Origin of the sequence: Virgibacillus sp. Bac332 (genome assembly GCF_003667785.1) — a bacterium.
Lineage (GTDB): Bacteria > Bacillota > Bacilli > Bacillales > Amphibacillaceae > Virgibacillus > Virgibacillus salarius.
The window spans coordinates 1377377-1404038 of the sequence record NZ_CP033046.1; the positions used below are offsets into that span (position 1 = coordinate 1377377).

The 26662-nt window shown below is 37.4% G+C and carries 26 protein-coding genes and 1 pseudogene; 17 read left to right on the top strand and 10 right to left on the bottom strand.

Going from position 1 to position 26662, the window contains the following annotated elements; genetic code table 11:
* Positions 1–68 precede the first annotated feature (68 nt).
* The 3 genes from D9782_RS06585 to D9782_RS06595 all read left to right on the top strand — a co-directional run bounded on the left by D9782_RS06585 (position 69) and on the right by D9782_RS06595 (position 2847).
* Positions 69–992 carry a bifunctional helix-turn-helix transcriptional regulator/GNAT family N-acetyltransferase gene (locus D9782_RS06585; RefSeq protein ID WP_121604357.1) on the top strand — a complete coding sequence of 308 codons (924 nt, stop codon included), beginning with the start codon at positions 69–71 and terminating at the stop codon, positions 990–992.
* Positions 993–1012: 20 nt separating this feature from the next.
* Positions 1013–2266 carry an MFS transporter gene (locus tag D9782_RS06590; protein WP_121604358.1) on the top strand — a complete coding sequence of 418 codons (1254 nt, stop codon included), beginning with the start codon at positions 1013–1015 and terminating at the stop codon, positions 2264–2266.
* Between the two features lie 392 nt (positions 2267–2658).
* Positions 2659–2847 carry a hypothetical protein gene (locus D9782_RS06595; RefSeq protein WP_026682110.1) on the top strand — a complete coding sequence of 63 codons (189 nt, stop codon included), beginning with the start codon at positions 2659–2661 and terminating at the stop codon, positions 2845–2847.
* Positions 2848–3328: 481 nt separating this feature from the next.
* On the opposite strand, the gene D9782_RS06600 is transcribed toward D9782_RS06595, so the two are convergent.
* Positions 3329–3805 carry a GNAT family N-acetyltransferase gene (locus D9782_RS06600; protein ID WP_121604359.1) on the bottom strand — a complete coding sequence of 159 codons (477 nt, stop codon included), beginning with the start codon at positions 3803–3805 and terminating at the stop codon, positions 3329–3331.
* A gap of 144 nt (positions 3806–3949) precedes the next feature.
* Between D9782_RS06600 and D9782_RS06605 the strand changes: the two genes are divergently transcribed.
* The 4 genes and pseudogenes from D9782_RS06605 to D9782_RS23530 all read left to right on the top strand — a co-directional run.
* On the top strand, positions 3950–4384 hold the full coding sequence (locus tag D9782_RS06605) for a MarR family winged helix-turn-helix transcriptional regulator (protein WP_026682112.1): 435 nt from the start codon (positions 3950–3952) through the stop codon (positions 4382–4384).
* 15 nt (positions 4385–4399) lie between these two features.
* Positions 4400–4534, top strand: coding sequence for a hypothetical protein (locus D9782_RS23770; protein ID WP_255637590.1), 135 nt, complete (start codon positions 4400–4402; stop codon positions 4532–4534).
* The gene (locus D9782_RS06610) at positions 4531–4914 is read left to right on the top strand and encodes a VOC family protein (protein ID WP_121604360.1); all 384 of its coding nucleotides are present in this window, start codon (positions 4531–4533) and stop codon (positions 4912–4914) included. The genes D9782_RS23770 and D9782_RS06610 overlap by 4 nt, the downstream gene beginning before the upstream one ends.
* A gap of 50 nt (positions 4915–4964) precedes the next feature.
* Positions 4965–5363: pseudogene (locus D9782_RS23530) on the top strand (zinc ribbon domain-containing protein); the annotation flags it as partial.
* A 187-nt stretch (positions 5364–5550) separates the two neighbouring features.
* On the opposite strand, the gene D9782_RS06620 reads toward D9782_RS23530, so the two are convergent.
* Positions 5551–5994 (bottom strand): VOC family protein, encoded by a 444-nt coding sequence (locus D9782_RS06620; protein ID WP_026682114.1) that lies wholly within the window; start codon positions 5992–5994, stop codon positions 5551–5553.
* 80 nt (positions 5995–6074) lie between these two features.
* Here D9782_RS06620 and D9782_RS06625 point away from each other — a divergent pair, with 80 nt between their 5' ends.
* On the top strand, positions 6075–7013 hold the full coding sequence (locus tag D9782_RS06625) for a helix-turn-helix transcriptional regulator (protein ID WP_026682115.1): 939 nt from the start codon (positions 6075–6077) through the stop codon (positions 7011–7013).
* Between the two features lie 38 nt (positions 7014–7051).
* Here the strand turns inward: D9782_RS06625 and D9782_RS06630 are convergent, their stop codons facing one another.
* Genes D9782_RS06630 through D9782_RS06640 form a run of 3 tightly spaced genes read right to left on the bottom strand, consistent with a single transcriptional unit; the run spans position 7052 to position 10141 of the window.
* Positions 7052–8272 (bottom strand): amidohydrolase, encoded by a 1221-nt coding sequence (locus D9782_RS06630; protein ID WP_026682116.1) that lies wholly within the window; start codon positions 8270–8272, stop codon positions 7052–7054.
* Positions 8273–8299: 27 nt separating this feature from the next.
* A complete protein-coding gene (locus D9782_RS06635; protein WP_121604361.1) occupies positions 8300–9520 on the bottom strand; it encodes an amidohydrolase family protein in 1221 nt (406 codons plus the stop codon).
* A gap of 24 nt (positions 9521–9544) precedes the next feature.
* Positions 9545–10141, bottom strand: coding sequence for an ankyrin repeat domain-containing protein (locus D9782_RS06640; RefSeq protein ID WP_121605834.1), 597 nt, complete (start codon positions 10139–10141; stop codon positions 9545–9547).
* Between the two features lie 296 nt (positions 10142–10437).
* Here D9782_RS06640 and D9782_RS06645 point away from each other — a divergent pair, with 296 nt between their 5' ends.
* From D9782_RS06645 to D9782_RS06665, 5 genes are all read left to right on the top strand, one after another.
* Positions 10438–11334: a LysR family transcriptional regulator gene (locus D9782_RS06645; protein WP_121604362.1), complete on the top strand. Its 897-nt coding sequence runs from the start codon at positions 10438–10440 to the stop codon at positions 11332–11334.
* A gap of 14 nt (positions 11335–11348) precedes the next feature.
* On the top strand, positions 11349–11681 hold the full coding sequence (locus D9782_RS06650) for a hypothetical protein (RefSeq protein WP_026682120.1): 333 nt from the start codon (positions 11349–11351) through the stop codon (positions 11679–11681).
* A 227-nt stretch (positions 11682–11908) separates the two neighbouring features.
* Positions 11909–12094, top strand: a complete 186-nt coding sequence (locus D9782_RS06655) for a hypothetical protein (protein ID WP_026682121.1) — start codon at positions 11909–11911, stop codon at positions 12092–12094.
* A 10-nt stretch (positions 12095–12104) separates the two neighbouring features.
* On the top strand, positions 12105–12359 hold the full coding sequence (locus tag D9782_RS06660; RefSeq protein ID WP_026682122.1) for a spore coat protein: 255 nt from the start codon (positions 12105–12107) through the stop codon (positions 12357–12359).
* A gap of 122 nt (positions 12360–12481) precedes the next feature.
* Positions 12482–13336, top strand: a complete 855-nt coding sequence (locus tag D9782_RS06665) for a DUF72 domain-containing protein (RefSeq protein ID WP_026682123.1) — start codon at positions 12482–12484, stop codon at positions 13334–13336.
* Between the two features lie 131 nt (positions 13337–13467).
* Here the strand turns inward: D9782_RS06665 and D9782_RS06670 are convergent, their stop codons facing one another.
* Entirely contained in the window at positions 13468–14280 is an 813-nt protein-coding gene (locus D9782_RS06670; RefSeq protein ID WP_026682124.1) for a C40 family peptidase, read from the bottom strand.
* A 1607-nt stretch (positions 14281–15887) separates the two neighbouring features.
* On the opposite strand from D9782_RS06670, the gene D9782_RS06675 reads away from it, so the two are divergent.
* The 4 genes from D9782_RS06675 to D9782_RS06690 all read left to right on the top strand — a co-directional run bounded on the left by D9782_RS06675 (position 15888) and on the right by D9782_RS06690 (position 22356).
* Positions 15888–17171 carry an IS110 family RNA-guided transposase gene (locus tag D9782_RS06675; protein ID WP_121603878.1) on the top strand — a complete coding sequence of 428 codons (1284 nt, stop codon included), beginning with the start codon at positions 15888–15890 and terminating at the stop codon, positions 17169–17171.
* Positions 17172–17580: 409 nt separating this feature from the next.
* Positions 17581–19497 carry a threonine--tRNA ligase gene (thrS, locus tag D9782_RS06680; RefSeq protein ID WP_121604363.1) on the top strand — a complete coding sequence of 639 codons (1917 nt, stop codon included), beginning with the start codon at positions 17581–17583 and terminating at the stop codon, positions 19495–19497.
* Between the two features lie 253 nt (positions 19498–19750).
* Positions 19751–21082: an NAD(P)/FAD-dependent oxidoreductase gene (locus D9782_RS06685; RefSeq protein WP_121604364.1), complete on the top strand. Its 1332-nt coding sequence runs from the start codon at positions 19751–19753 to the stop codon at positions 21080–21082.
* 260 nt (positions 21083–21342) lie between these two features.
* The gene (locus D9782_RS06690) at positions 21343–22356 is read left to right on the top strand and encodes a serine hydrolase domain-containing protein (protein WP_026682127.1); all 1014 of its coding nucleotides are present in this window, start codon (positions 21343–21345) and stop codon (positions 22354–22356) included.
* Between the two features lie 169 nt (positions 22357–22525).
* Here the strand turns inward: D9782_RS06690 and D9782_RS06695 are convergent, their stop codons facing one another.
* From D9782_RS06695 to D9782_RS06710, 4 genes are all read right to left on the bottom strand, one after another.
* Positions 22526–24133: a polyamine aminopropyltransferase gene (locus D9782_RS06695; RefSeq protein WP_051388371.1), complete on the bottom strand. Its 1608-nt coding sequence runs from the start codon at positions 24131–24133 to the stop codon at positions 22526–22528.
* 688 nt (positions 24134–24821) lie between these two features.
* A complete protein-coding gene (locus D9782_RS06700; protein WP_026682130.1) occupies positions 24822–25217 on the bottom strand; it encodes a DUF350 domain-containing protein in 396 nt (131 codons plus the stop codon).
* A 50-nt stretch (positions 25218–25267) separates the two neighbouring features.
* Positions 25268–25873: a DUF4247 domain-containing protein gene (locus D9782_RS06705; protein WP_051388372.1), complete on the bottom strand. Its 606-nt coding sequence runs from the start codon at positions 25871–25873 to the stop codon at positions 25268–25270.
* Positions 25874–25976: 103 nt separating this feature from the next.
* Entirely contained in the window at positions 25977–26645 is a 669-nt protein-coding gene (locus tag D9782_RS06710) for a PspA/IM30 family protein (RefSeq protein WP_026682132.1), read from the bottom strand.
* Between the last annotated feature and the right edge of the window lie 17 nt (positions 26646–26662).

The following is a 26662-nucleotide window of genomic DNA, read 5'->3' on the forward strand; positions in this document are numbered from 1 at the left end:
ATTTTGTTTAAAATTATGAAATAATTATGTATTTAATAAATTATTAGACTTTGGAAGAGGTGTGCAATATGAATAATGAACAAAATGAATGTGGTTTTGAGTTACGGAAATTCAACCGGTTTTACACAGAAATTCTAGGCTTTTTAAATGAACATATCTACGATAGTCCTTTTTCTTTAACGGAAACTCGTATTTTATTTGAGATTTATAACACTAGAAATTGTACAGCTAAACATATTCAAGAAAAATTAGATTTAGATGGTGGTTATGTAAGTAGAATTATTAAAAAATTCGAAATGGAAAAAATGATTTATAAGCAAAAATGTAAAGATGATGGTCGTAATTATCATCTATATGTCACGAATCATGGAGAATTAATATACAAAGAGCTGGAGAAGAAGGCTAATCAGCAAGTGGGATATATTCTTGAAGGTTTGGAAGATGGTCAAAAACGAAGGCTGATTTCTTCAATGAATACGATACAAGAAATTCTTTCTCATTCATTTCAAGATAAAGAAGAAGCCGTTACTATCCGGAGCTATTATACTTCGGAAGATATAAAAAACATGATTGAACAGCAATGGTTATTTTATAGCCAAGTATACAAATGGGATAAAAGTTTTTTAGCATATCTTCATGAGACCTTTGACTCTGAAATAGAAAGGATCTGGATAGCGGAAAGTTGTGGACAGTTTGCAGGCTGTATTGGTTTAGTAAATGATGGAAGCGAGACCGGACAGTTAAGGTGGTTCCTAGTAAATCCAGCATTTCAAAAAAAGGGAGTGGGCACTCAACTTATTAAATCTTTAGTTCAATATTGCAAAGAACATAATTTTGAACGAATTTTTCTTTGGACGGTTAGTGATATGGTAACTGCCAGACCATTATATAAAAAATTTGGATTTGAAATAACAGCAGAAAAAGAAGAAAAATCATTGTGGGGATCTACTTTAATAGAAGAACGTTGGGATTTAGATCTAAGGACCAAATAATTATTTTTTTAGGAGAAGATATGAAGATAAAATTTCATTATGGTTGGATTATCGTTTTTGTGACATTTTTAACTTTTTTAGCTGTTCAAGGTGTACGCCTTTCATTTGGTGCTTTTGTAGAACCATGGGAATCTGAATTTTCAATGGATAGAGGAACAATTTCCCTTATTTCAACTTTAAGCTTTATTGTTTATGGACTTTCCCAACCAATCATTGGCAGGCTAGTTGATAAATTAGGTGCTCGTATTATTTTATCCTTCAGCACTTTTCTAGTAGGAATAAGTATTTTACTTACTTCTTTTGTACATCACCCTTGGCAGTTATTTTTTCTTTATGGAATTATGGTTTCTCTTGGTGTAGGAGGAGCCTCTAATGTAGCTGCAACAGTGGTTGTAACTAATTGGTTTAATGAAAAGCGTGGCCTTGCATTTGGGATTATGGAAGCAGGTTTTGGTGCTGGTCAAATGTTTCTTGTTCCAGGTTCTCTCATGTTAATCCATTGGTTTAATTGGAAAATGACTGTTATTATTTTAGGTGCTTTTTTAATTTTCGTTGTCTTTCCAATTGTCCTTTTAATTTTACGAAATCATCCTAAAGAAAAGGGGTTATCCCCTATTGGCGGGGAAGTTATTGAAGAAGACATAGACGCAAAGAAAGCTTTAAATACAAACCTTTCGATATGGCAAGTATTTCTAAAAAGAGAATTTTGGTTCTTAATTTTACCTTTTGCTATTTGTGGTTTTACTACCACAGGATTAATGGATACACACCTAATTCCATTTTCACATGATCATGGTTTTTCAACAAGTGTCACTAGTGCAGCTATAAGTATACTTGCTGGATTTAATATTTTAGGAATCTTAATATCTGGTGTAGTAGCTGATCGTTGGAGCAGTCGGAAAATGTTATTCTTTCTATATGTAGTTAGAGCAATATCAATTTGTATTCTATTATATAGTCATAATTCTGGTTTACTACTTGTTTTTGCAGTGCTATTTGGATTAGTTGATTTTGCAACTGTAGCCCCTACTCAATTATTGGCTACTCAATATTTTAAAGAATATTCCATTGGATTTATCTTAGGATGGTTATTTCTAAGTCATCAAATAGGATCAGCATTAGGTGCTTATTTACCAGGGCTGTTTTATAGTGAGACAGGTAGTTATAACATTTCCTTTTACTTATCAATTGTTATTTTAGTAGGAGCAGCTATATTAAACCTTTTATTACCTGAACCTATGAAGTATGCTAAAAAGGGAAAACTACAAAACTGAAACCTTAGTGTAGGTCAATAAGTTGAAATTAAATAGGTGTTGTATTTTTGGTTAACTGACGATGTCTAGTCATCTTTGTTATATTCCCAAGTATAGCTTCAAGAATTTTTCTTAGTTCATTCAAGAATAGCTACGTAACCAAAAAATAATTCAGCCTTTTTATAAAACGATTAAATATAGTTAAATGAAATAAATAAGTTTACTGTTGTCAGTACTTGATTTCGCTTTTTTGTTGATAGTGGGCCACCTCTTTCAATTTTGAGTGTTTTTATTCATTCTAGTTCGTGTTTTTTTCACAATGACCCCATGTTTCGTATAATAGTAGCGTTTTGGGAAAAGGTGAAACTTAATTAATTAAAGGACGTAATACAAAATAAAGGGAGGTATATTCAATGGATTGGATAATAAGAATTGTTATACTCATTGCTTTTGTGCCTTTTATAATGTATTTTGTTGCTTTAGGAAAAAATGTTCGGAAAACAGAAAAGGATTACAATCGAGATATGACATATGAGTTAAATCCCTTTACTGGTACGAAAATGCCTGTAAATGACCATGACATAAAAAATAACGGTGACTGAAGAAAAAGAAGTACAGATTTGGATATACTACTATATAAAAATTTCTTTAAAGAAACGGCAGGAATAGCTGTTAAGCTTTAATCAAAACAAAAGCCAGTATTATTTGTAGAGTAGTTTAAAAAGATGGTGTGAAAACTATATATTCATCCCATCTTTTATTCTAGTCTAGGAAATTATAAAAGTGCCCATGTAGATATGGGCGTGTTGGGCGGCGTCCAGCACAGCACCCAGAAACTAGAGGACTTCACGAATCGTCCTAATCTAAATCATCATCGGCTCGCAAGCACACCGTGATTAATTATCTCCGTTGACTCGCTCCAGTCGCTACGTTTCTAATCGGGCACTTGCGCTTTTGTTTATTCCGCATATAACTAGCAGTAAGCCCCCCGTTAATTGAAGTTTCACTTTATGAAAGAACACTTCTTTGGTAATGATTGAAATTTATGGATGTATATAGCATTAAAAAGAAGTTTATTAATTACTAATTCAAATCTCTTATATACCACGCATTCATGGCGGAATGGTCAGAACCAGACAGTGGTTCATCCAAAAGAGAGAATCCAAATTTTTCATATAATATACATGCAGCTGTTAATTCATGCTGTGTTTCTAAGTAGCACTTTGAATAATGTTTAGATGCAAATGACAGAGCTGTTTCCATCAGGTTCCTTGCAAATCCTAAACCTTGCGTTTTTGGACTTACGTAGAGCTTTTGCAATTCGCAAACATGGTCATGTTCGTTAAACGGTGCTATACCAATTCCGCCAACAACTTCTCCTTCCATTTCTACCACCCAATAGTTCGCATGTTTTAACTCCGTATAATATTGGTGAAGATCGTTAAGTTGAGGGTCAAAATAAGCTGTACCAGGAATCGCTAAACCAAGTGATTTTAGTGAATCCTGTATGATCTTTTTTATTTGTGCATTGTCTTCTTGTTTAATTTCTCGAATAATCATATAATACCCCCTCCAAATAGTTCTCATTAAAGATTACGAAAGATTGTTAAACTGTTCTCCCCTTAAAAAGTTGACTAAGTCAACATTTCAAGGGTATAGTTATAGTAATATTAAAAGTGGACAAAGTCAACTAAAGGAGAACGTATGGATAAAGAAATTATTTATGATATCAGGCAATTCAATCGATTTTATACAAAGGTACTTGGTTTATTTAATAACCACATTCTAGATACAGATTATTCATTAACCGAGGCACGCATATTATTCGAAATTAGCGAAGAAACTGAATGTATTGCGAATAATCTCGTTCAAAAACTTAATATGGATAAAAGCTATATGAGCAGGATTTTGCGTAAATTAGAGAAGGAAGCATTAATAGAGAAAAAAAGCTCAGCAAGAGACAATAGAAAAAACTTTCTCTTTTTAACAAAAAAAGGAGAGGAACAGCTAGCTAAAATTAATATTCAGTCAGATCAACAAATAAATCAATTGTTTAGCGGACTATCTGAAAGTGAGATACATGAAATTCATACTTCGATGATGGTTATAAAAGAAAAATTAAATAAATATAATTTTTGAGGCTATGGAAACTGAATGGAAGTGGATAAGGAGTGTATATTTATTAGTCCTCCATTTATTCATGCAGTTCTAGATGAAATGAAAAGGATATTTGCGATGAATGTAGAAATAAATAAGGAGATGATAACAGATACGGAGGTAATAGAATGATTAATAAAGTAGGGCAGCTCATGCTGTATGTAAATAATCAAGATGAAGCAGTGCATTTTTGGAGAGAAAAGGTAGGTTTTCAGGTCATTACTGATGAAAATAATGGTCAGGGAATGAGATGGATTGAGATTGCTCTAACAATGGAAGCCGAAACAAGGATAGTACTTCATGATAAAAGCGTTATTGCAAAAATGGAGCCTGAATTAAATCTTGATACACCTTCCTTGATGTTTTTTACTGACAATCTAGAAAAGCTATATAAGGATTTATCTAGCAAAGGCGTCACAGTTGGTGAAATGGTACATATGCCTTCGGAAAAAGTCTTTAACTTTGCAGATAGTGAAGAAAATTATTTTGCAGTAATGGAAAAAAACGAATAACTGTTGCTATGAAATTAGGCATTGAACAGGACAATTTGATCCATGAGTAAGTACAGCTGTTCAAGATGCGAGCAATTCCTTCGGAGTACAACATCAAATCTTGTACCTTGTCTATGACTTCATCAGGAAAATACTATATTTCTATTCTTACAGAGTACGAGAAGGAGATAAAAAGGAAGGAAATTGAAAAAGTTGTTGGCTTAGATTTTTCAATGGATGGGGAATGTTCACTTCTTTCTTACAGTACAAACTAAAAGAACAAGGGAAACAACTCGAACAAGTTTGATAAATGGTTCCCATCTACCAAACTTGTTCGAGTTGCGGAAATACCCAACCAATGCCTATAGAAATTAGAACTTACGCTTGTTCGTGTGGGCTAAATCCCGAAAGAGATTAATTCAGCTCTCCATATCAAAAAAGAAGGCATTCGCTTATTAGCAAGTGCCTAATGAAAATATAAACTCTTGTAACAAGAGGGTTAGCTTGGTCCATTTCGTCAGCTACCAAAAGTGGCGATTACCCAAGAAGCCCCCACTTCAAGCAACCCGTAAGGGTGGTAAGTGGTGGGAGTAGTTCACTATACTGATTTCGTTATGTTCCATCCTCATTAGGTTTAGTCGCGTAGGCTTTAGAAGTCTAAAATTCATGTTTCGTTACGGCTAATTGAATAATCACTCCAAAGGGATCTCTTACAATACCATATCCAGAACTAAATGCATTTTTTTCAAAGGGTATTAAAATGTGGACGTCTTCATGCTTTAGAAGATTTGCATAGATAGTATAAATCGCGTTATAGTCCTTTGCTTGAACACATAAAGACGAGCTGTTATCTAACTGCCAGGAGCGGGTTTGATCCATTGCTTCCTCGGCAATCATCAGCTTGTTCGATCCAATTTGTAAGACAGAATGTGTAATATAGTCCTCTTGCCCTTTTGCGTACGTAAACTTTGGGTCCATGTCCTTCATTTCTTTATAAGTTTTTTTGAATAGAACCGTAGCCTCTAAATATTGCTCATAAAATGCAATTGCTCTTGCTCCTTGTCCGTTTAAAGATAGGAAAGGAATAACCTCAACATTCATTGAAATGCCTCCTTCGTTTGTTATACTGATGAGTATATAGAATAAAGGTGACAACTATTGGCACTATTAAGGGGGATTTTATGAAAAAAAGTGAGCGCTTAAATCAAATGCTTCGTTTCGTTAATCAACGGCAACGTTTTACACTAAAAGATGTCATCAATGAATTTCAAATTTCGAAACGGACTGCACTTCGAGATATAGCTTCACTTGAGGAGATGGGCGTACCTTTATACGCCGAATATGGGAGATACGGCGGATACCGTTTAGTAAAACCAATTACTTTGCCGCCGATTTCATTTTCAAGTCAAGAAGTGTTCGCGCTTTATTTTGCCATGCAGGCACTACAGAGCTTTACGAGTACGCCATTTGAAATATCCTATCGTTCCGTTCATGAAAAGTTTTTAGAAGGACTCACGACAAAACAGCGAAAGCAAATAGATAGCTTGCAAAAACGAGTCGCATTCTTTCATGCAGAGCAGCTACATGAATGTGCTTATTTAGAAGAGCTTCTATTAGCTTCGACTAATAATCAAATTTTGTCGATAGTCTATACCACAGAAAAGCAGACGACAATTCGCCGTATTCAACCTATTTCTATCTATGCTATGAAGGGCTATTGGTATTGCCAATCTCTTGATTTGAATAAAAAAGCGTATCGTGTCTTTCGCTGTGATCGGATAAAGTCAATAGAGGTAGTGGAGGATGTGGATATGATAGACGTAGAAGGTATCACTATAGAAAATGCACATGTTTTCTGGAAGCCTACAGATCAAGCTATTCCGTTTAAATGTGAGATAACAAAAACAGGCATCGAGCAATTCATACAGAGCCAGTTCCCCTCTATGAAAATAAAAGAAGAACATAATGATTATTATTTGGTCGGAACTTATGAGCCTACTGAAGTAGACTTTATCATTCGTTACCTAGCTAGCTTTGGAAAAACCATACGAATTGTTGAGCCTGTTTCGTTAAAAGAGCAACTAAAGGCGTATTATTTAGATTTAATTAATTATATATAAAGTGGGAGATTTTTTGGATGTAACAAGGGTGTTCCTGCTTAAAAAGTACCTGATACAATTTCTCCTTTAAACATCGTTGCTGCTCGCTGTGATCTTCTAGCTACTGCTTCAGCAGAACAGCTTGCGTCCACAAAAACCATATTCGCATCATCTCCAAGGCAAGGCCATATTTGCTTACCTTCAAGATTTAACGGTGTTTTGCCATCCGTAATATAGGAAAGTGTTTGTGCGAGTGCGGGTTCATCTATCCACGTAAAGATTTCTGCTAATCGTCCCGCTCGTTCTAATATATCGCCATTTCCAAATGGTGACCAAACATCAAAAATATTATCACAGCCAACTGCAACCGGCACATCTTTACTGTGTAATAAGTCAACAGGTGGAACTCTTCGATTAATGGGAACACTTGTAATAATGGTTATTCCTGCTTCAGCCAATTGCTCTGCTACTTCCATTGCCTCCGAAGGAGAGATTTCACCGAGACCAAATGCATGGCTAATAGCAACCTTACCTTGTAAACCGGCCTCCTTGGTTAGCTCTGCTAATCTTTTCATAGTGAAGATACCTAAATGGTCTGGATCATGTAAATGTAAATCGATACCTGCGTTACCTTCGACAGCAAGCTCGACCATGGCTTGTAAAGATGCTTCAATATCACCATCCACTGTCGCAGGATCAACTCCTCCTACAAACTGAGCACCTTGCTTTAAAGCTTCTCTAACTAAATGTTGTACACCTGAACGTAATAATCCATGTTGTGGAAATGCAACAATCTCAGACGTTAATTTTCCTGCAAAAGCTTGTAATATCTTCTGAACTTCTTCAAAGTGCTTTAGGCCAATTTCTGGATAAATATCTACATGGGTACGTACATGTGTAACACCATACATTAAATAGCGATTCAATAATTTTTCTGCTCTTTCTTGAATGGTCGTATCTAAAGTTTGTCGTGTTTCTTTTTCTAGTTTAAGTCGATCAAAAATAGTAGGCGCGGGGGTTGCTGAATGCCATTGGTCACCTAGTAAGGTCTTATCTAAATGACAATGTTGTTCAACAAAAGATGGTAGCATTAACAAGTGATTTACATCTTTTTTGGGAAGATGCTCAGGCAGTGATTCATTAGCAGATATAATTTTAGCGATTCTTCCGTCACAAATCTTGAGGTGAAATGCTTCCGTTTTGGTACCTGTAATTGAATTATTAGTAACCTGATAGCCAGTTTCCAATCTAGCATTGGTTAGCCAAAAAGTAGAACTCATATTTTTTCTATCCTTTCTCTTTAACGATTACATTGCTCCTGCAACAATCTTACCTTTATATAAAACTGCCATTCGTTGCGCTCTCCTAGCAACGGCTTCGGCAGAACAGCTTGCATCTACAAAGACAAAGTTAGCATCGTCCCCAGTTTTTGGCCAAATCATCTCTCCATTTTGATTTAATGGCGTGATTCCTCCAGTAATAAAGCCTAGTGCCTGCCCAAGTGATTGCTCGTCTTTGAGATGAAAGCGTTCGGCAAGTGTTCCTACCTTTTCTAGGCTGTCTCCTTTTCCAAAGGGAGACCAGTGATCGATGATACTATCGTCACCAAGTGATACCGCTACTCCTTTTTCTTGTAAAAGCGGGATTGGGATGGTTCTTCCAAGGGGTACAGAAGATGTGATTGAAATACCATGGTGTGCTAATAAAGCTGCGACCTCACTTACCTCTTCAGTTGCTATGTCTGCAAGAGCTAAGGCATGGCTAATAGTGACTCTTCCCTGCCAACCAGCTTCCTCCGTTAATGCTGCCAATCGCCTACATGTAAAAATACCAAGGTGACCAGGATCATGCAAATGTATGTCTATATCTGCATTAGCCTCAATTGCAAGGTCGAACACAGTTTGTAACGATTTCTCAATATGATTATCAATCGAGGCAGGATCGATACCACCTACGAGTGAAGCTCCAGTTTTTAACGCTTCTCTCATGAGAGATACGGCATCGCTACGTAATAGCCCGTGCTGTGGGAAAGCAACGATCTCCACAGAAGCTTTATCTTTGAACGTTTCTAGTGCTCTTAGCGTCGCTTCTAAATTATTCAGACCAATAATTGGATCGACATTACAATGTGTACGAATATGAGTGGATCCTGACTGCAGTAAGAGGTTGATTAATATTCCTGCTCTTTCTTCGACCACAGGTAGTAATTGGCGAAGTAATGTTTCCTCTTCTTCAAGTCTTGTCCATATCCCTTTGGTTGCCAGTGTTGGTGCTCTCCAATTACCCCCATAGTAAGTTTTGTCGATATGAATATGCATATCTCTGAATGCTGGTAGCATTAAATAATGCTTTGCATCGTGCCTTGGGACGTTCGTATCCAAAGGAATATTTGCTGGGATTATTTGATTAACCTTTCCATCTACAATACGGATATGAAAATGTTCTGTCTCCGTACCGATAATCATGCTATTTCCATAACGGTAGCCCGTTTCTAATCGGACATTTGTTAACCAATAATCATTTTTCACTTCTTAACTCCTCCTCTCATGATATTAATTAGCTGACTTTGCATTGCTTAGAATAGCTACTATATCTTGATATCCGTTATTCTGTGCATGTTGTAGAGCGGTAATTCCCTCTCTATCCCCCATATCAATGTCGGCACCATGATCAACTAATAGTTTTACAATTTCTTGATGCTCCTCTCCACCGTCACCTAGTATTACCGCCTCTAACAAGGCTGTCCAATGTAGATTATTAATATGGTTAACATCGGTATCCGAATGAGTCAGCAGTTCTTTAACGATATTGACATGGCCGCGTTCTGCTGCTGGGATCAGTGCTGTTCCACCAAATCGGTTTGTGAGATTGGTATCTGCTCCTGCTTCGATGGAGAGTTTTACAATTTCCAATAATCCTTCTGCTCCAGCATATAGAAGCACATTATTTAGGCTATCATCACGAATATCAATATCAGCACCTTGATTAATTAGGAGCTTTACTGTTGCTACTCTATTATGATAGGTTGCTGCAAGCACAGGTGTAGTTCCGCTTCTGTTTGTTGCATCGATGTTAGCGCCAGCTTTAAGCAGTTTTAGAACCTCGTTCGTATTTCCTTTCTCAGCTGCATCAAATAATTGTCGATTCAATGTGTTCACCTTCTTTTCTGTGGAGTGATGGTTGGAGGAACTTGGAAATTCATGGCATCCAATTAGCAGAAAGAAACATAATATTAGGATAAATAGATACATGAATATAACTCCTTTTTCCTTTTATCCCGACATATAACTGGTAGTAAGCTCCTCACTTGGGGGATAAACAAAACCCCCACTGAAGTAAGTTTCACTTTATACTTTTTATGCTACCATGGTGTTAGTTATATGAAAAATATTTAAAAAATTAATTTTACTTAACTTTTTCATATAATAAAAGTGGAGGTGTTAAAATGGATATTAGACAGTTGCGATATTTTATAGCGATTGTAGAGGAAAAAAAGATCTCTGCCGCTGCTGAAAGACTTCATATTTCCCAGCCACCATTAAGCCAGCATTTAAAAGCGATGGAAGAGGAGTTGGGTTCAAAATTAGTAGAAAGAAGTGGCAAGTTTTTTGAGGTAACCGAGGCAGGAAAAGCACTCTATAAATATGCCTTACGAATGAACCAATTAATGGAAGAGGCAAAAATGGAAGTGAAGGATGTAGGACGTGGATTATATGGAACGTTGACGATCGGTATCAATACCTTTTCTTTTGCCGGTCTCGCGGACATTCTTCGTCAATTTAAAAGACAATATCCGAATGTTACTTATAAAATTCAACAAAATGAATCGTTGTATCTTTGTAAATTAGTTAGGGATCGTAAGGTCGAACTAGCGATTATTCGTTTACCGCTTGATATGGATGATTTCTCTGTTGTTCATCTTCATGCAGAACCGTTTTATTTTATCACATCGAATAAGCACAATGTATTCACACATGAAGTATCGTTTGATGAACTTGAACATTATCCTTTACTACTACCAAGTACAGAAGGGTTAGGTGTGCATTATTTAATTATAGAGGCTTTTTCTCGATGTCAACTACAGCCAAATATGGTTGGTGAATGCTCGGATATTACCTTGTTAATGGATTTAATTTCATCTGATTTTGCTACATCTATTGTACCAGAGACCTTACTTAAACAGCATAGCGGATACCCGATACATGCTTATAAAATCTCTGATGCAGTTGGTTTATCTGGATCGGTAGGTTTAATATGGTTAAAGAATCATGAATTGTCGAAGACTGCGCAAAATTTTGTCCAAATGATAGAACAACAAAACACGAATCGTGCAAAGGAATAAGGAGGTTTATATATATGAGATGCTGTTGTGAAAATGGGAAAATAGATCATTTGAAAATGGAAGGTGATGAGGGTGCAGATCCGTTCTGGTGCAAAAAATGCGGCTGCAATCTTGATATAGAGGATATACCCATATCAGGAGAATTAACGAAAGAATTAACGCTTTGGATAGCAGCATATGGGAATTGGATAGATTGGGAAAACGATAAGTTGCGAATAGACGCAATTGAACTTGAGAAAAGATTTAATCAAACAGGTGTAAGATTAATGGAATGTGTAAAGAAGGAGCTTGGAAGCTCTTATACCATCGAATTTATTCCATCAACAACCGTAGTGATGTATTCATAGACGTTTTAAGCAGAGGGGAAGAAGAGATTCAACGCGTTATCCATTCTTTGTTTAGTTAGTTTGCGATAAATATAAATATATAAATACTTTCCTTAACGATTCAGTTGCATTCCGAATTAGGGATGCTTTTTCTTTTTGATATCCGAGTATTATCTGTGTTTCTTGAGGAATATCTTCACAAGAATTGGAGATACTAACCACGAATATTGCTGAAAGGAGTTTATGCCATGAATCAATTAACGCAGACGGAATTAGAGAACCTTCGAAAAATGATCGGCGAGCATGGAATGATAGCCAATAAGTTAGAGACCTACGCTCAATCAGCGACCGATCAAGAATTAAAGTCCATGTTACTTCAAGACGCTCAAGCAGCTAGACAAGCACAGCAACAACTTTTACCATTTTTACAATAGGAGGAAAAAGATGTTACAGGATAAGGATATTGTGAATGACTATTTAAACGGATTAAATGCGAGCCTGAAAAGTTATGCAGGCTACATTAGTGAGGCTAATAATGCACAGCTTAGACAAACGCTAATAAATTTAAGAAACGGGGATGAATCTCGCCAACGAAAAGTATATAGTTACTCGATACAAAATGGTTTCTATAAACCAGCACAAGCAGCATCCCAACAAGAAATTCAACAGGTACAATCGGAATTGAGTGCTGGACAATAAGCATGAAAGAGTATCAATAGTCCATCGACTATCCGGTACTCTTTCGTATACATAGATGTAAAGTTATATAGATTCAACTTAAAAACCATCCTGTGCTATGATGGAAGCAGGAGGGTAAATGGATGATTTACATAGGATTAACAGGGTGGGGGGACCACTATTCTCTGTATCCGCCACAGATAAAGCCGAAAGATAAATTACCTGAATATAGTAGCCATTTTTTAGTAGTAGAGGTTGATGCCTCTTTTTATGCAGTACAGCCTGTTCGTAATGCTCAAAAATGGGTGAGGGAAACACCAGATAATTTTCGTTTTGTTGTAAAAGCTTATCAAGGTATGACCGGGCATCAGCGCGGTGAAGAAAATCCCTTTGAATCGAAAACAGAAATGTTTCAAGCATTTATAGATTCCTTAAAGCCGTATCAGGATGCCAATAAATTAGCAATGGTTCTATTTCAGTTCCCGCCATGGTTTGAGTGTAATAAGGACAATGTGAATTATTTACGTTTTTGTAAGAAAATGCTGGGAGAGATTCCAGTCGCACTTGAATTTAGAAACCAATCATGGTTTAGTGACCAGTATCGTAACAGTACCTTATCCTTTATGAAAGAGGAAGGATGGATTCATTCTATAGTGGATGAGCCGCAAGCAGGTGATAGCTCAATACCAACCGTCCCTGAAGTAACGCATGAAGACCTGACACTCATACGAATGCATGGTAGGAACGTTCACGGCTGGAATAAACCAAGCAGTGCGGAAACGAATTGGCGGGATGTTCGTTATCTTTATAAATACAATAAAGCAGAACTTTCAGAATGGAAAAACAGAATTTCTGAACTACACAGGCATAGTAAGGACATCATGGTTCTATTTAATAATAATTCGGGTGGCGATGCAGCCGGTAATGCAAAGGAGCTTCAAGAAATGCTGGGAATACGCTATGACGGACTCTCACCAAAGCAATTAGGTCTATTTTAATGGTCAGTGTGATACGATGTATTCTGAAAAGATTGCGTAAACGAAAGGACATAGCCTATTAATCTAAACAAACAGGCTATGTCCTTTACTGTTCATATTCATATAAAAAGATTGTGTTGGACTAGTCTACACTAGTTAATAAAAGATTTGGCACCAATATAATGATTTTGCCAGTAGTCGATGCTAATATCTGCTACACGCACACCGTCATTTCCTGCGTGAATCATTTGATTGTTACCAATGTAAACCCCACTGTGCGATGCTCCTTCAGTATCATAAGTTCCCTCAAAGAATACTACATCTCCAACGTTAGGAGCGCCTACATGGACACCGTCATTCTCCCACATCTCACTATGGGTTCGAGAAACATCGATACCGACTTGCTTAAATACATAATTAATAAAACCACTGCTGTCCATGCCTTTCGTAGTAGTTCCACCCCACACATAAGGCGTGCCTATGACACTTTCTGCAGTAGCAACAATATCAGATTGAATGTTTGTTGAATTAGAATTTCCAGCTTCTGTAATAGTTAAATCACCAGATGGATTGCTTGCAGGTAATGCTAAAGCTTCAGATGTATTCGGCCCTACTAGTCCGTCAACTTGTAGTTTTTTGTCTGCTTGAAAATCTCTTACTGCTTTTTCAGTAATAGGACCAAATATACCGTCAACTGTATATGTATAGTAGCCCTTGTCATGAAGCGTTGCTTGTAAATCCTCTACTGCTTGTCCTGTATCTCCAAGCTGAATAAGTGAGAATTCATCTACGGTGGTTTTCCGGACATTAGGAATATTGCTCTCATTAATGGTAATATCCCCTTCTGAAGAGCCTACACCTGCATTGGCAAATACACTTCCACTAAAAATAGGAGTGAAAGCTAAGGAAGTTACTAATGCTGCAGAAATTGCATATTTTCTTGTTGTATGATTGGACTGTGCCACTGTTTTTCCTCCTCTATATAGGTTTATCTCGTTCAATAGTAAAACTGGCGAAACAGGGTCTGATATATTTCGACAATTTAACTATCCTAAATGTAACAAACGAAAATATCAGTGAGTTAACATAGAATTTAAGGGGAAATAACAAATTATGATAATAAATTACATTTATGTCAGTAACATTACGCTAATTCTCCTCCATTTAGTCAATGCTACACCGATAATAAATAGAGTAATAGAGATACTACAAGCCGCGAGTGTCCATTGAAAAACGGCTCTGTTGTCCTTGTACAAAAATAGCAATAACAGTCCAAAGAAATACAAATGGATATATGATATCTTCCTTCCCGATGAAAATGGTAATGGCTACGATGCTGACTGCAATTAACGTAATTTCTGTTCATCCCAATTCTCCTAAACTAAAAAAGGAAGTGAAATCATTTCTGGTGAGGTAAGTAAATACATTAACTTATACTAGCTAAAGAAACCCATCCCGAATAGATAGAAAAGGGAGTGCGATCAAAGAGACTGCTGGCAGAATTAGTATTAACACGATAATAAATCGAAATAATAGATAAAAGTAATAGGAAAATGATAACAGTTTAGAGTAAAATTTTTTCCTGAGTAAATGCTAAAATCCAAGCCCCATTTAGAATAAAGTTTATGAAAAAGGGATTAAAAAACTATGTGATTACCACTTGTTTTTTCCTTGGATTTGGTGTAGCATATATAAAAATTAAACGTTATGAAAAGGCAATGAAGAGGACATGAGTTACTTTAGACGGTTTCCAGAGAAGGAAGAAATGCTGAAAACTTCCTAACCTATAATGTAAGTTACCACCTCTGAGGCTGTATTGGGGAAATAAAGTATCCAGTACCGTGAAGCTACGTTACAGCGCCATAAGCCAATGAACGCCTATTGTTTATTGGGAAGTTGGGTGGAACCACGAATTAACACATTCGTCCCTATGTTAGGGATGGATGTGTTTTTTGTAGTCTCTAGGAAAATATAAAAAATTGGCCCATGTGGATAAATAGGGGCGTGTTGGGAAGCGCCCAGAAACGATTGGACTTCACGAATCGCTTTACGATAAGTTATCATCGGTTCGCAAGCTCACCGTGATTCCTTTATCTCCGTTGACTCGCTCCAGTCCCTACGTTTCTAATCGGGCGCTTGCGCTTTCGCTCTAAGCAAGTTAATTGTATGCGATCGAATGGCGATGAAGAGGACATGAATTATTTTTTGCCGTTACCAGAGAGGGAAGGAAAGCTGCGATCTTCCTAACGAAGGAAAATGATTTACCACCTTGGAAGCCGTATTGGGGAAATAAAGTATCCAGTACCGTAAAGCTACGTTACAGCACCATAAGCCAATGAACGTAAATGGTTCATTGGGAAAATGGGTGGAACCACGGGTAAGACACTCGTCCCTGTACTAGGGATGGGTGTTTTTTATTGTAGCCAAAATGAAAAGATAATGAATATTATTAAGGAGCATTCCTGTAATGAAGAAATTTGAGGGTTGAACAAAAAAGAGCCCCCTTGGTATAGTACAGGGTGTCAATGCGCATTGACCCCGAAATTAATAAATACCAAGGAGAGGACCCACTATGAATTATAATCAAAATCACAAACTATCGCAAATCACACCAGAAACATTAATTGTAGGAATCGACATCGCTAAAAACAAACACGTGGCACGTGCGCAGGATGACCGAGGGTTTGAATTTGGAAAACGACTGATCTTCGACAATCGCGTTCATGGCTTTGAACAGCTTTTAAACTGGGTCTCCAGACTTCAAAAAGAACACCGTAAAAGTGAATTAATCATCGGTGCAGAGCCAACAGGACACTTTTGGCTGAGCCTTGCTTATTATCTGAAAGCAAAAGATATTAACTTTGTGCTGGTAAACCCTATGCACGTGAAAAAGTCCAAAGAACTCGATGATAACTCACCAACGAAAAATGACACCAAGGATGCGCGTGTCATTGCACAGCTGATAAAAGACGGACGATACTCCGTACCAAATCTTCTCGATGGCATTTATGCCGAACTGCGGGAAGGGATCAAATTACGAGATCAACTCGTCAAACAGCTGATTATCATTGAAGGACGCATTCAAAACCATATTCAGCGATATTTCCCAGAGTTTAATGATGTATTCAAAGACTGGGAAGGCAAGACAGCTTTATTCAGCTTACGTAACTTTCCGTTTCCATCCGACCTCCGAGGCGTGACTCCGGAGGAAGTATTAGCACAATGGAAAACGACAATTAAGCGAGGCGTCGGAATCAAGCGTGCAACTCAGTTCATTGAGAAGGCAAGGAAGAGTGTCGGCATTGAAGTTGGATTGCGTTTCGCAAGAAAAGAAATACACAGTCTCTTAGACCAATACGAGCTCTATCAGAGCCAATTAACCGAACTGGACATGGAAATTACAGATCTCATGAAAGACATTCCAGGCGCCCAGGAAATGATGAATATTAAAGGGCTGGGGCCAATCACCATAGCCACCTTTCTCTCTGAGGTCGGAGACCTCAAAAAATATGACCATCCACAACAGCTGGTCAATATGGCAGGTTTGTCGTTACGAGAACATAGTTCAGGGAAGTTCAAGGGACAAACAAGGATAACAAAACGAGGGCGGAAAAAGCTGAGAAAAGCTTTATATCTGGCCGTTAGGCCATTAGTAGCCAGTAACTCGACGTTCAAGACCCTGCACAGATATTACACGACCCGATCCGTCAACCCGTTGAAGAAACAACAGTCATTGATTGCAATGTGCGGCAAATTACTACGTGTACTGTTTGTGATTGGCAGAAAACAATGTGAATTTGAAGGTAGCAAGCTATTACAAGGTTTAACTCAAATGAAAGAATTGCAGGCAGTTTAAGCTATTTCAAAGTAGTTGAAAAAATGCATCTAAGTTTTGGAATGAACAAACACCAATAATGCAGAGTCGGAGATTATTTATTCCATTCGGGCACCAGACCCAGCATAGGAGCTTTTTCCGACCTCCACCTTGTGGATACGCAGGACGAAGGAATGTATGGATTAAAATCCCGTGATACATGGGAGGGTGAGCGACCATAAGCGGTGTGGAGAATGAGGGCATGGTTATATCCCTTTTCAACCAAATGTACACAATTTGGCTGTTAGGATGGATAAAACCCGGTTAGAATATTCTGTACTCTGATTAAACGCTTTATCCATCAATACATTCAATGAAATGGTGCTTGATTAATTCTAAGAAAACAAGAGTATTTTGAAGATAATTAAAGTATATAGAGGGAGGATCTAAAATGAAAAATTCAATTCATATTCAATTTCCGGATGGAAAAGCAAAAAAATATCCGAAGGGGATTAGACTTACAGATGTAGCATCATCCATTAGTCAAAGCTTATCCAAACATGCAATTATAGGAAAGGTTGATGGTAGATTAGTCGATTTAAGCTACCGATTAGAAGCGGATGCATCTGTTGCTATATTAACAATGGATTCAGCTGAGGGTATTAAAGTTATGCGACATTCGACTGCCCATGTATTAGCCCAAGCGGTAAAAAGGTTGTTCGGAGGCGTGAAGCTAGGAATTGGTCCAGTCATTGACAATGGCTTTTATTATGATTTTCAACTTGACCATAGCTTGAGCTTGGATGATTTTCAGCTTATCGAAAAAGAAATGAAGAACATTATTCAGGAAGAGCTAGAAGTGAATCGAAAGGTAGTATCCTATGAAGAGGCTGTACAGGTATTTAAGGAGAAAAAAGAGCCATTTAAACTAGATTTACTAAACAATCTACCGAAGGATGAAGAAATAGCACTGTATCAGCAGGGAGAATTTATTGATTTATGCCGTGGTCCCCATGTGCCGCATACTGGCTTTATTAGAGCATTTAAGCTATCGCATATCTCAGGAGCCTATTGGCGAGGTGATAGTGAAAACGAGGTTTTACAACGTATCTATGGCTTTGCCTTTAAGAAGCAGGCAGATTTAGCCAATCATCTTCATTTCTTAGCAGAAGCCAAAAAGCGAGATCATCGGAAATTAGGAAAGCAATTAGAGCTTTTTATGTTTTCCGAAGAAGCACCAGGAATGCCGTTTTACTTACCAAATGGTCAAATCATTCGTAACGAATTAGAGAATTTTTCTCGAGAAGTACAAAATAAAGCAAACTATCTAGAAGTACGTACACCATTAATGATGAATCAACGTCTGTGGGAACAATCAGGACATTGGGATCATTACCATGAGAATATGTATTTTACAGAAGTTGATGATACGGATTTTGCACTGAAGCCAATGAACTGCCCTGGACATATGTTGATGTTTAAAAATAATCTTTACTCGTACCGAGACTTACCAGTTCGAATTGCGGAGTTTGGTCAGGTTCATCGCCATGAATTTAGTGGTGCTTTAAATGGAATGCTACGTGTACGTACATTTTGTCAGGATGATGCCCATATCTTTGTAAGGGAAGATCAAATAGAAGAAGAGATTAAGCAAGTGTTTCATCTGATTGATCATGTTTATCGTACATTTGGTTTTTCTTATTCGGTGGAACTCTCCACACGTCCAGCCAATTCTTTAGGGGATGACCAGCTATGGGCAGTTTCAGAAGGGGCATTATCAAATGTGCTTCATGATCTAAATATTGATTATCAGCTCAATGCTGGAGACGGGGCTTTCTATGGTCCGAAAATCGATTTTCATATTAAAGATGCCTTAAATCGAAGTCATCAGTGCGCAACAATTCAGCTCGACTTTCAAATGCCAGATAAATTTGATCTATCTTATATAAGTGAAAACAATGAAAAGGTTCGACCTGTAGTCATTCACCGAGCAATCTTCGGTTCTCTTGACCGATTCTTTGGTATTCTTATTGAACACTTTGCTGGTGCATTTCCAATTTGGCTAGCACCAATACAGACACAAATCATTCCTGTATCAAAGGTCCATGCTGATTATTGTTTTCATGTTCAAGCGAAACTTAAGGAGCTAGGGATAAGAGTAAAAATAGATGATCGAAATGAGAAGCTGGGATATAAAATTAGAGAGGCGCAGATGAAGAAGATTCCTTATATGCTAGTTCTTGGAGATAAGGAAATAGAAAATAAAACAGTAAATGTTCGTGCTTATGGTAAGCAGCAATCCGAAAGTATGGATGTAGATAAATTTATCGAAAAAATGATTCATCAAATAAAACAAAGAGCGCTATAGTAGATAGGATAAAATTTGACGTAATAAAAAGAATGACCTCAATCTGTTTTGGGGTCATTTCTAGATTTCTCGGGGAATGCTCTAAAATTTCTACTACTTCGTTAGTGGAAAATTCATGATATCACTCCTCTTATATATATGTAATTCGTTACATAAATAGTTAGAAAATAAAGCTTATTGATTATTTTAAAAAGGAGAGGGTTACCTTATACTGAGAATAATCAAAAGGATATAACGGAATGGGGAATGATACATGTTAAAGAGCGCAATTGTTATAGGTGGAAGTGTTGCTGGAAAACTAGCTGCAAAGGCCTTATCAAGATATTGTCAGAAAGTAATCATCTTAGAGGCAGGGCCAAATTGGGAGGAAAAAACACCAAGAAAGCGAGTACCGCAAACCTATCATCCGCATGTTCTACTAAAAGGTGGAGAAGAGGCCATCGAAGAATTGTTCCCGTGTTTTCTTGATAACTTAATTGCGGATGGGGGAATTATCAATAACTTTACTCGAGATTTAAAATGGCATCATTTTGGGTTTTGGAAACAGCGATTTACTGGGGAACTAGTGATGGTACAACAGAGTAGGCCATTGTTGGAATGGCATTTACTGCAGCGGATTAATCAGGTGGAAAATATAGAGGTCAAATATGAAACACGTGTTGAACAACTATTGGCCAATGAACGCTATAGCAAAGTTACAGGGGTTAAAGTAAAGTATCTGCAAACACAAGAGGAAGAATCCATTACTGCTGACTTAGTAGTTGATGCTAGTGGGTTTGGCTCTAGGAATATGGAGTGGCTAAAGCCGTTTCGTATACATGTGAAAGAGGAGAAGATCGCGATTAAGCTTTTTTATGCTACCCAATATTTTCGTTTGCAGCAGGAGGAAGAAATGGATTGGTGTAATCTATTGATCTCACCTAGCTTTCCTGAAAATCCCTATGGAGCTTTTATTCAATCTGTAGAAGGTGGACGATTTTCTATAACCTTTAGTGGTTATGCTAATGAACAGCCTCCAAAAACGGAAAAAGCATTTCATGCGTATGCCAAAAAAATACCAGTACCTGATGTTGCGCAATTTCTCGAAAAAACGCAGCCGATTTCCGAGATCAACATACATAAGATACCCTATCAAGTATGGCGAAGATTTGATTTAGCCAATGTACCAGCTGGTCTCTTGGTTGTAGGTGATGCCCATTGTCGTTTTGACCCAGTTTTTGGACAAGGAATATCCGTTGCTGCCATGGAGGCATTAGCACTCCAATCATGTTTAGCTGATCAGGAAAATATGGATCATAAATTTAATAAGGCATTTCATAGACGAATAGCTAAGCTCATATCTACTCCGTGGGATATGGCAACCACGGAAGTGTTGAGACATCCTGATATTAAGGGGGAGAGGTCTATTATTTTACCATTTAAGCAGTGGTACACGAGAAAGATTTATGAGTTATCCGCTATAGATCCTGATATTTATCTTCGATTAGTAAAGGTCATGAATTTGCTACAGCCTCCAATGCATCTTTTTCATCCAACAGTAGGAAATGCCATTTTGAAAAACAAGATAGCGCATAAGAATAAATAAAAAAACTAGCAATGCTATGCAACCCTAAAAAGTTTATCCCGCATTTAACTAGCAGTAAGCCTTCAATTTATTTTCGATTTTTTCCAATAATTTTATTGCGGTTGATATAAATCGATGATATCCTTTTCAAAGGAGGAGATCGTTATGAGATATATGATCATGAGAACGCTATAATCCATTTGCTTTTTTTCGGAGGTACATAATTATTTCCGAAAATATCAGTTATCTCAAGAAAAAAAGCAACTATGGAGGCGTAGACTATGAAACAATTAATAACCAATAAACTGACGGAAGTGCAAGAGAAGATTAATTATTCAGGGACAGTGCTTGTGAAAAACGAAAGGCAAGTCTTAGCAAAAATACAAGCAGGCTACAGAAATCGGGCAGAGCAACTGCCAAATGAAATGGATACTAAATTTGGTATTGCTTCTGGGTGTAAATTGTTTACAGCGATTGCTATTTGTCAGTTAGTGCAAGCTGGAAAGCTATCTTTTCATGATCATCTAAAGGATTGCATCGGGATGGAGCTACCACTTTGGGACGATACCATTACGATACATCAGTTACTTACACATACTGCTGGGGTACCAGACTATTTTGATGAAGAAGTGATGGATGATTTTGAAGAATTATGGAAAGAGCAGCCCATGTATCATCTAAGACAATTACGTGATTTTCTTCCTCTTTTTCATAATCAACCGATGAAATTGAAGCCGGGGGAGCGGTTCCACTATAATAACACGGGCTATATATTGCTTGGTTTGGTAATTGAACATATAAGTGGACAGGAGTTTACTGCCTATATAAACGACCATATTTTTCAAAGAGCGAACATGCATGATTCGGGATATTTTTCATTCGACCAGTTGCCTGGACAGACAGCTTTAGGGTATATAGATGAAGCAAATGGAAGCTGGCGAACGAATCACTATTCTTTACCTGTTCGTGGCGGGGCAGATGGAGGAGCTTTTGTAACCGTAGAGGATATGGCAAAGCTTTGGAGTTCCCTGCTCAACCATCAATTATTGAATCGAGATCTTACGAAGCTGTTATTTACTCCTCATGTACATGAGGAAGGAAATACGTATTATGGGTACGGGGTCTGGCTTGACAAACAGGATGACTCTATCTTCAAGTACCATGTAATGGGCTATGATCCAGGAGTTAATTTTAACGCTTGTTACTATCCGAAAAATGATATTATATTTGTTGCATGCTCTAATACTTCGACAGGATCATTTCATGTGATGAAGGAATTAGAAAATAATTTATAAAAAATTGGCAGTTCCGTCTAGGGCTGCCAATTTTTTATAGTATACTTATTTTACTTCCCACTTGTTAAGCAGCGATAACATAACTGCCCCTTGTAGTGAGGGTATAAGGGTGTCTTTAGAAATGCATAATGACGTGGTTTCTGACATAGCTGTATTTAGTCATATACACTTAGTAACTTCTCCACGCTTTCTCATATTTTTCAATGAGACTAGGGCGAATAAGTGTGTTTATGTCAAGTGCTACTTCATTCCCTTTATCGTCCGTTATTTCCTGATCTATATCCTTCCCGAATGTTGTAAGACCTTGTAACACCTCATTCGTAAGGAATTTGGTATCTACAGAGATGTCAGCATTATCTAGCTGGACCTCTTCCCGTTTTGCCAACACAAACCCCCAATCTCCAAAGCTTGGGATATCGACATGGAGGTTATCTGTATACAGATTAGCAGCCTGAACAGTCTTATCTATTGACCAATATACCTCTGTTGCAAAGGTCGGACTTGTTGCTTGAATCATAATGGATCCACCAGACCTTAGATGATTCCTGAGCAGCTGATAAAACTCAAGCGTATATAGCTTGTTTAAAGACTCATTATTAGGATCTGGCAAATCTACAAGAATGACATCATATAAGGTTTGGTCCTTTTTTAAAAACTGAAAGGCATCCGTATTGATAATTTCAACCCGCTCATCTTGAAAAGCATCTTTATTCAAGCTAGTCAATTCATGATTTGTTTTCCCTATTTCTGTTACTCTTGGGTCTAGATCAACCAATGTCATCGATTTTACTTCATCGTATTTTTGTAATTCCCGCAGTGCCAGTCCATCTCCACCGCCAAGAACGAGTACCTTGTTCTTGGATGATGATGTAGCCATAGGCGTGTGTACTAATACTTCGTGGTAGCGATATTCATCTTCTGAACTGAATTGTAGCTGTCCATCAAGAAATAATCGTAAATCCCCTTGTTCTTTTGTTAAAATGACTTGCTGATAGTCAGTTTGTTCATTGTATATGATTGGATCTTTGTATAGTTTTTGTTCAAACATAAATGCAGTTTTTTCACCAAATAAAACTCCTAGCACCAGAACAAATAAAATTATTATTCCAGCTATCAAATGACGCTTAAAGGTAATTATTTCTTTTTTAAAATAGATTAATATCCAAAGTGCTATTACAACATTTATAATTGCTACAATAAATGCGGTTTTAACTAATCCGAATTGTGGGCGAAACAGATAGACAAATAATAATCCACCAATTAAACCACCAGCATAATCGGAGAAAAGTACTCTTGCTGTACTCTTTTGTACAGTTACACCAATTTCGTTTGCCTTGCGAATTAAAATAGGCAGCTCGACACCAGTTAACCCCCCAACTACTAAGGTAATGAAATAAAGGAAAAATGCATCCATTCCAGAGCTTAAAAATGCAGTAACACCGAATAATACAAAGGTGGAGAACCCTGCAAGCATTCCAATGGAATATTCAATCCAAACAAAGGATAGGATTAAATTTTTTGTTACTTTTTCACTTACGGAAGCACCAATTCCCATACCGGTTAGGAAAAGGGAGATCGTAAGCGTATATTGTTTCACGCCATCCCCTAGCAGATAAGATCCAGCTGCACCAAATAATACTTCAAAGATAATCCCGCAAATGGATACAATACCAGAAGCCCAGTAGATGGCCTTGCTTTTTTTCATATTTAAATCAGTCACAAGTAGGTCCCCTTGTATAAAAGATCTTTTTGTTGTTGTGTAAAGTTTACCCTGCATACAACTGGCAGTAATACCCCGACTTCACGCAACAGTGAAACTATTATAGGAAAGAGGGGGTAACAACTGCCAGTAAATGTCCGATTGGTTCAAGGGCCTTTAGGTCATACCCTTGTGGTACTAGCCATCCTTGGGGGTTAAACAAAACCCCCAAGGAATGAGGCTTCACTATCTTGCTAGTTTAACTTCAAATATGAGACAAAGTCCAAACAATAGACCCACAAGTCTATTATGCTATCATGCGTATTTACGTGTTCCTTTTATTCTCCCAAACTCGGTTCTGTTTAGAACGTGAATAGCACATATTCATGTTTATAAATGGAGATGAGAGATAACTAAACCGAGCGTATATCTTAATAATGGGATGATTTCCACGGGTACGGCCTAAGCAAACTCGGCTAAGCAAAATTCGCTTAGCCGAGTGGAGCTTTAAACTCATGCTGTTACCGCAGGATATGGAAGGCTCCAGCAGCGATACATCGCACGCAGATAAAGCGTTCTTCTATTTTCAAGGAGTCACCCATATTTTACCTGCATAATGAACGGACTATTGTTTCCATTCTTTTGGTAGCGATCATCACCATTTGAACGATAAAACGCTGAACTACTATCTGGATATAACGTCGTATACTCGGATTATAGCTTCGGTTTCCTTTATTTTCACACATGATTATTCATGTATAAAACGTTATGTTATGGAAGCACCGATCACGAATCCTAGTCCGATAGAGACACACATGCTAATGATGCCAACAGAAATGTTTCCTTTTAATAGCTGCTCTTCCACAGAGAATTTACGTGTGAATAATTCAAATAATAAGTATGCAAGCATCTGCAGTACAATCCCAACCGCACCCCAGATAATCGTATCTACGATACTAGCACTATGATAAATGGAGAATGCTAAAATAATACAAATACCAACAATTTTTCCTCCGATAGATAATGAGACTGCATGATTACCTTTAAGTACTTCATCCCAATCCTTATATTTCCTTGTCATTGCTTCAAAAATAGCTAATCCGATTAAAACAATCGCGATAGCAATGAGGAAGTATACAACTGTTAAAATAAATGGCTCCATGTTATTCATCCTTTCTCTTGTTACTAATCAACTTTCTTACGTTTTTCAAACTACTTTCCAGCCCCTGGACCGCCTCCGCGAACAGAAGATGATCTAACCGATTTAGAGGAGTCACCTGAATTCTTGTAGAAACCTCCTGAGGAAATGTAGCCTCCGTAACAGTCATTTGTATTCTTACATTTATTTTTCCTTTTCTTAGCCCAATCGTCAACATCTAGTACTTCGTCCAACACCCAAAGTGCAAATAACCCGTTAAAAAAGTTTGGATTATAATTATCACGTACGAATTGTTGAGAGGCTATTTCAACGGTAGAGTTATCTGGATCATTCTCATCCTCTGTAATAATAATAAATAAATCATCATAGACGAGTGCTTGCTTTTGATCGGTCTTCTCACTTACCTTGTTGGGCTCTTGATACTCCTGTAACTCAGTAACTACCTCATCAATGCTTTTATTCTCTGCTATGTAAATCTCAGAAACATCAGAGGAACTTTCTTGACTAGTAACAACATCCTGAAATGTATAATTTGTATCGATAAATTCAGCAATCCCATCTTTAAAAAATGATCCGGTCGTTGTTCCAGCTTGACTATTACCACATGCAGATAGCAGGAGCATAACAGATACCAAGATAAAGAAAAGTGATCGTTTCATAAGTTTCACCTTCTTTTTTGGAAATCTATCTATTAGAGACACTCAGGAGGATATTCCTTCTGAGTGTCTAGAATATACTTGTTAAACGCTGTACGTGTTTGTATTATTCTTTACCTAATTTTTTTTTGAGAGCAGCAAGCTCATCATCGACATCGCTTTTCTCTAACGCTTCAAATTCATCATCTAAGCTACGGTTTGAACTGCGTAAATCTTCACTGGTTTCAGCCTCTGCTTCAAATTTTAATACTTTCTCTTCCATACGTTCGAAGCCTTGTTTTGATTCATCGCTACCAATCCCAGATAGGGTACGATTCATTTTAGTTCTAGTTTTTGCCGATTCAGCTCTTGCTTTTAATGAATCTTTTTTGAGCTTCATTTCTTGGTACTCTGCTTTCATTTCATCAAGCTTATTGCGTAATGAAGCGGAGTCTTGTTTAGCACGTTCATACGATTCTTTTAATGACTCAGCAGTTTGTTGATGCATCTTTTTGTCTTCTAGTGCGCGTTTAGCTAGATCGTCGTTACCTGCTTCGATTGCCTTAATCGCCTGTTCGTCTCGTTTTGTTACCATTTTTTGAGCATCTTCGTATTTCTTCTGCATCATTTTTTCATTGGCGATTTGTTTGGCAACAGCAGATTCTGCTTCACGAATATCCTCTTCCATGTCACGCATGAATTGATCAAGCATTTTCACTGGATCTTCTGCCTTATCTAAAACAGAATTTAATTCGGACTCAACAACGGTTTTCATTCGCTTAAAAAATTTAAACATGTTCATTCCTCCAAAAT

Excerpts from the sequence above, each read along its gene's own strand:
- D9782_RS06620 (WP_026682114.1), bottom strand. The coding sequence starts at position 5,994 with ATGAATGTTGAGGTTATTCCTTTCCTATCTTTAAACGGACAAGGAGCA.
- D9782_RS06605 (WP_026682112.1), top strand. The coding sequence starts at position 3,950 with ATGGATAAAGAAATTATTTATGATATCAGGCAATTCAATCGATTTTAT.
- D9782_RS06710 (WP_026682132.1), bottom strand. The coding sequence starts at position 26,645 with ATGTTTAAATTTTTTAAGCGAATGAAAACCGTTGTTGAGTCCGAATTA.
- D9782_RS06590 (WP_121604358.1), top strand. The coding sequence starts at position 1,013 with ATGAAGATAAAATTTCATTATGGTTGGATTATCGTTTTTGTGACATTT.
- D9782_RS06685 (WP_121604364.1), top strand. The coding sequence starts at position 19,751 with ATGTTAAAGAGCGCAATTGTTATAGGTGGAAGTGTTGCTGGAAAACTA.
- D9782_RS06705 (WP_051388372.1), bottom strand. The coding sequence starts at position 25,873 with ATGAAACGATCACTTTTCTTTATCTTGGTATCTGTTATGCTCCTGCTA.
- D9782_RS06650 (WP_026682120.1), top strand. The coding sequence starts at position 11,349 with ATGAGATGCTGTTGTGAAAATGGGAAAATAGATCATTTGAAAATGGAA.
- D9782_RS06595 (WP_026682110.1), top strand. The coding sequence starts at position 2,659 with ATGGATTGGATAATAAGAATTGTTATACTCATTGCTTTTGTGCCTTTT.
- D9782_RS06625 (WP_026682115.1), top strand. The coding sequence starts at position 6,075 with ATGAAAAAAAGTGAGCGCTTAAATCAAATGCTTCGTTTCGTTAATCAA.
- thrS (WP_121604363.1), top strand. The coding sequence starts at position 17,581 with ATGAAAAATTCAATTCATATTCAATTTCCGGATGGAAAAGCAAAAAAA.
- D9782_RS06645 (WP_121604362.1), top strand. The coding sequence starts at position 10,438 with ATGGATATTAGACAGTTGCGATATTTTATAGCGATTGTAGAGGAAAAA.
- D9782_RS06700 (WP_026682130.1), bottom strand. The coding sequence starts at position 25,217 with ATGGAGCCATTTATTTTAACAGTTGTATACTTCCTCATTGCTATCGCG.
- D9782_RS06600 (WP_121604359.1), bottom strand. The coding sequence starts at position 3,805 with ATGATTATTCGAGAAATTAAACAAGAAGACAATGCACAAATAAAAAAG.
- D9782_RS23770 (WP_255637590.1), top strand. The coding sequence starts at position 4,400 with ATGGAAGTGGATAAGGAGTGTATATTTATTAGTCCTCCATTTATTCAT.
- D9782_RS06660 (WP_026682122.1), top strand. The coding sequence starts at position 12,105 with ATGTTACAGGATAAGGATATTGTGAATGACTATTTAAACGGATTAAAT.
- D9782_RS06675 (WP_121603878.1), top strand. The coding sequence starts at position 15,888 with ATGAATTATAATCAAAATCACAAACTATCGCAAATCACACCAGAAACA.
- D9782_RS06665 (WP_026682123.1), top strand. The coding sequence starts at position 12,482 with ATGATTTACATAGGATTAACAGGGTGGGGGGACCACTATTCTCTGTAT.
- D9782_RS06610 (WP_121604360.1), top strand. The coding sequence starts at position 4,531 with ATGATTAATAAAGTAGGGCAGCTCATGCTGTATGTAAATAATCAAGAT.
- D9782_RS06655 (WP_026682121.1), top strand. The coding sequence starts at position 11,909 with ATGAATCAATTAACGCAGACGGAATTAGAGAACCTTCGAAAAATGATC.
- D9782_RS06585 (WP_121604357.1), top strand. The coding sequence starts at position 69 with ATGAATAATGAACAAAATGAATGTGGTTTTGAGTTACGGAAATTCAAC.
- D9782_RS06630 (WP_026682116.1), bottom strand. The coding sequence starts at position 8,272 with ATGAGTTCTACTTTTTGGCTAACCAATGCTAGATTGGAAACTGGCTAT.
- D9782_RS06695 (WP_051388371.1), bottom strand. The coding sequence starts at position 24,133 with ATGCAGGGTAAACTTTACACAACAACAAAAAGATCTTTTATACAAGGG.
- D9782_RS06690 (WP_026682127.1), top strand. The coding sequence starts at position 21,343 with ATGAAACAATTAATAACCAATAAACTGACGGAAGTGCAAGAGAAGATT.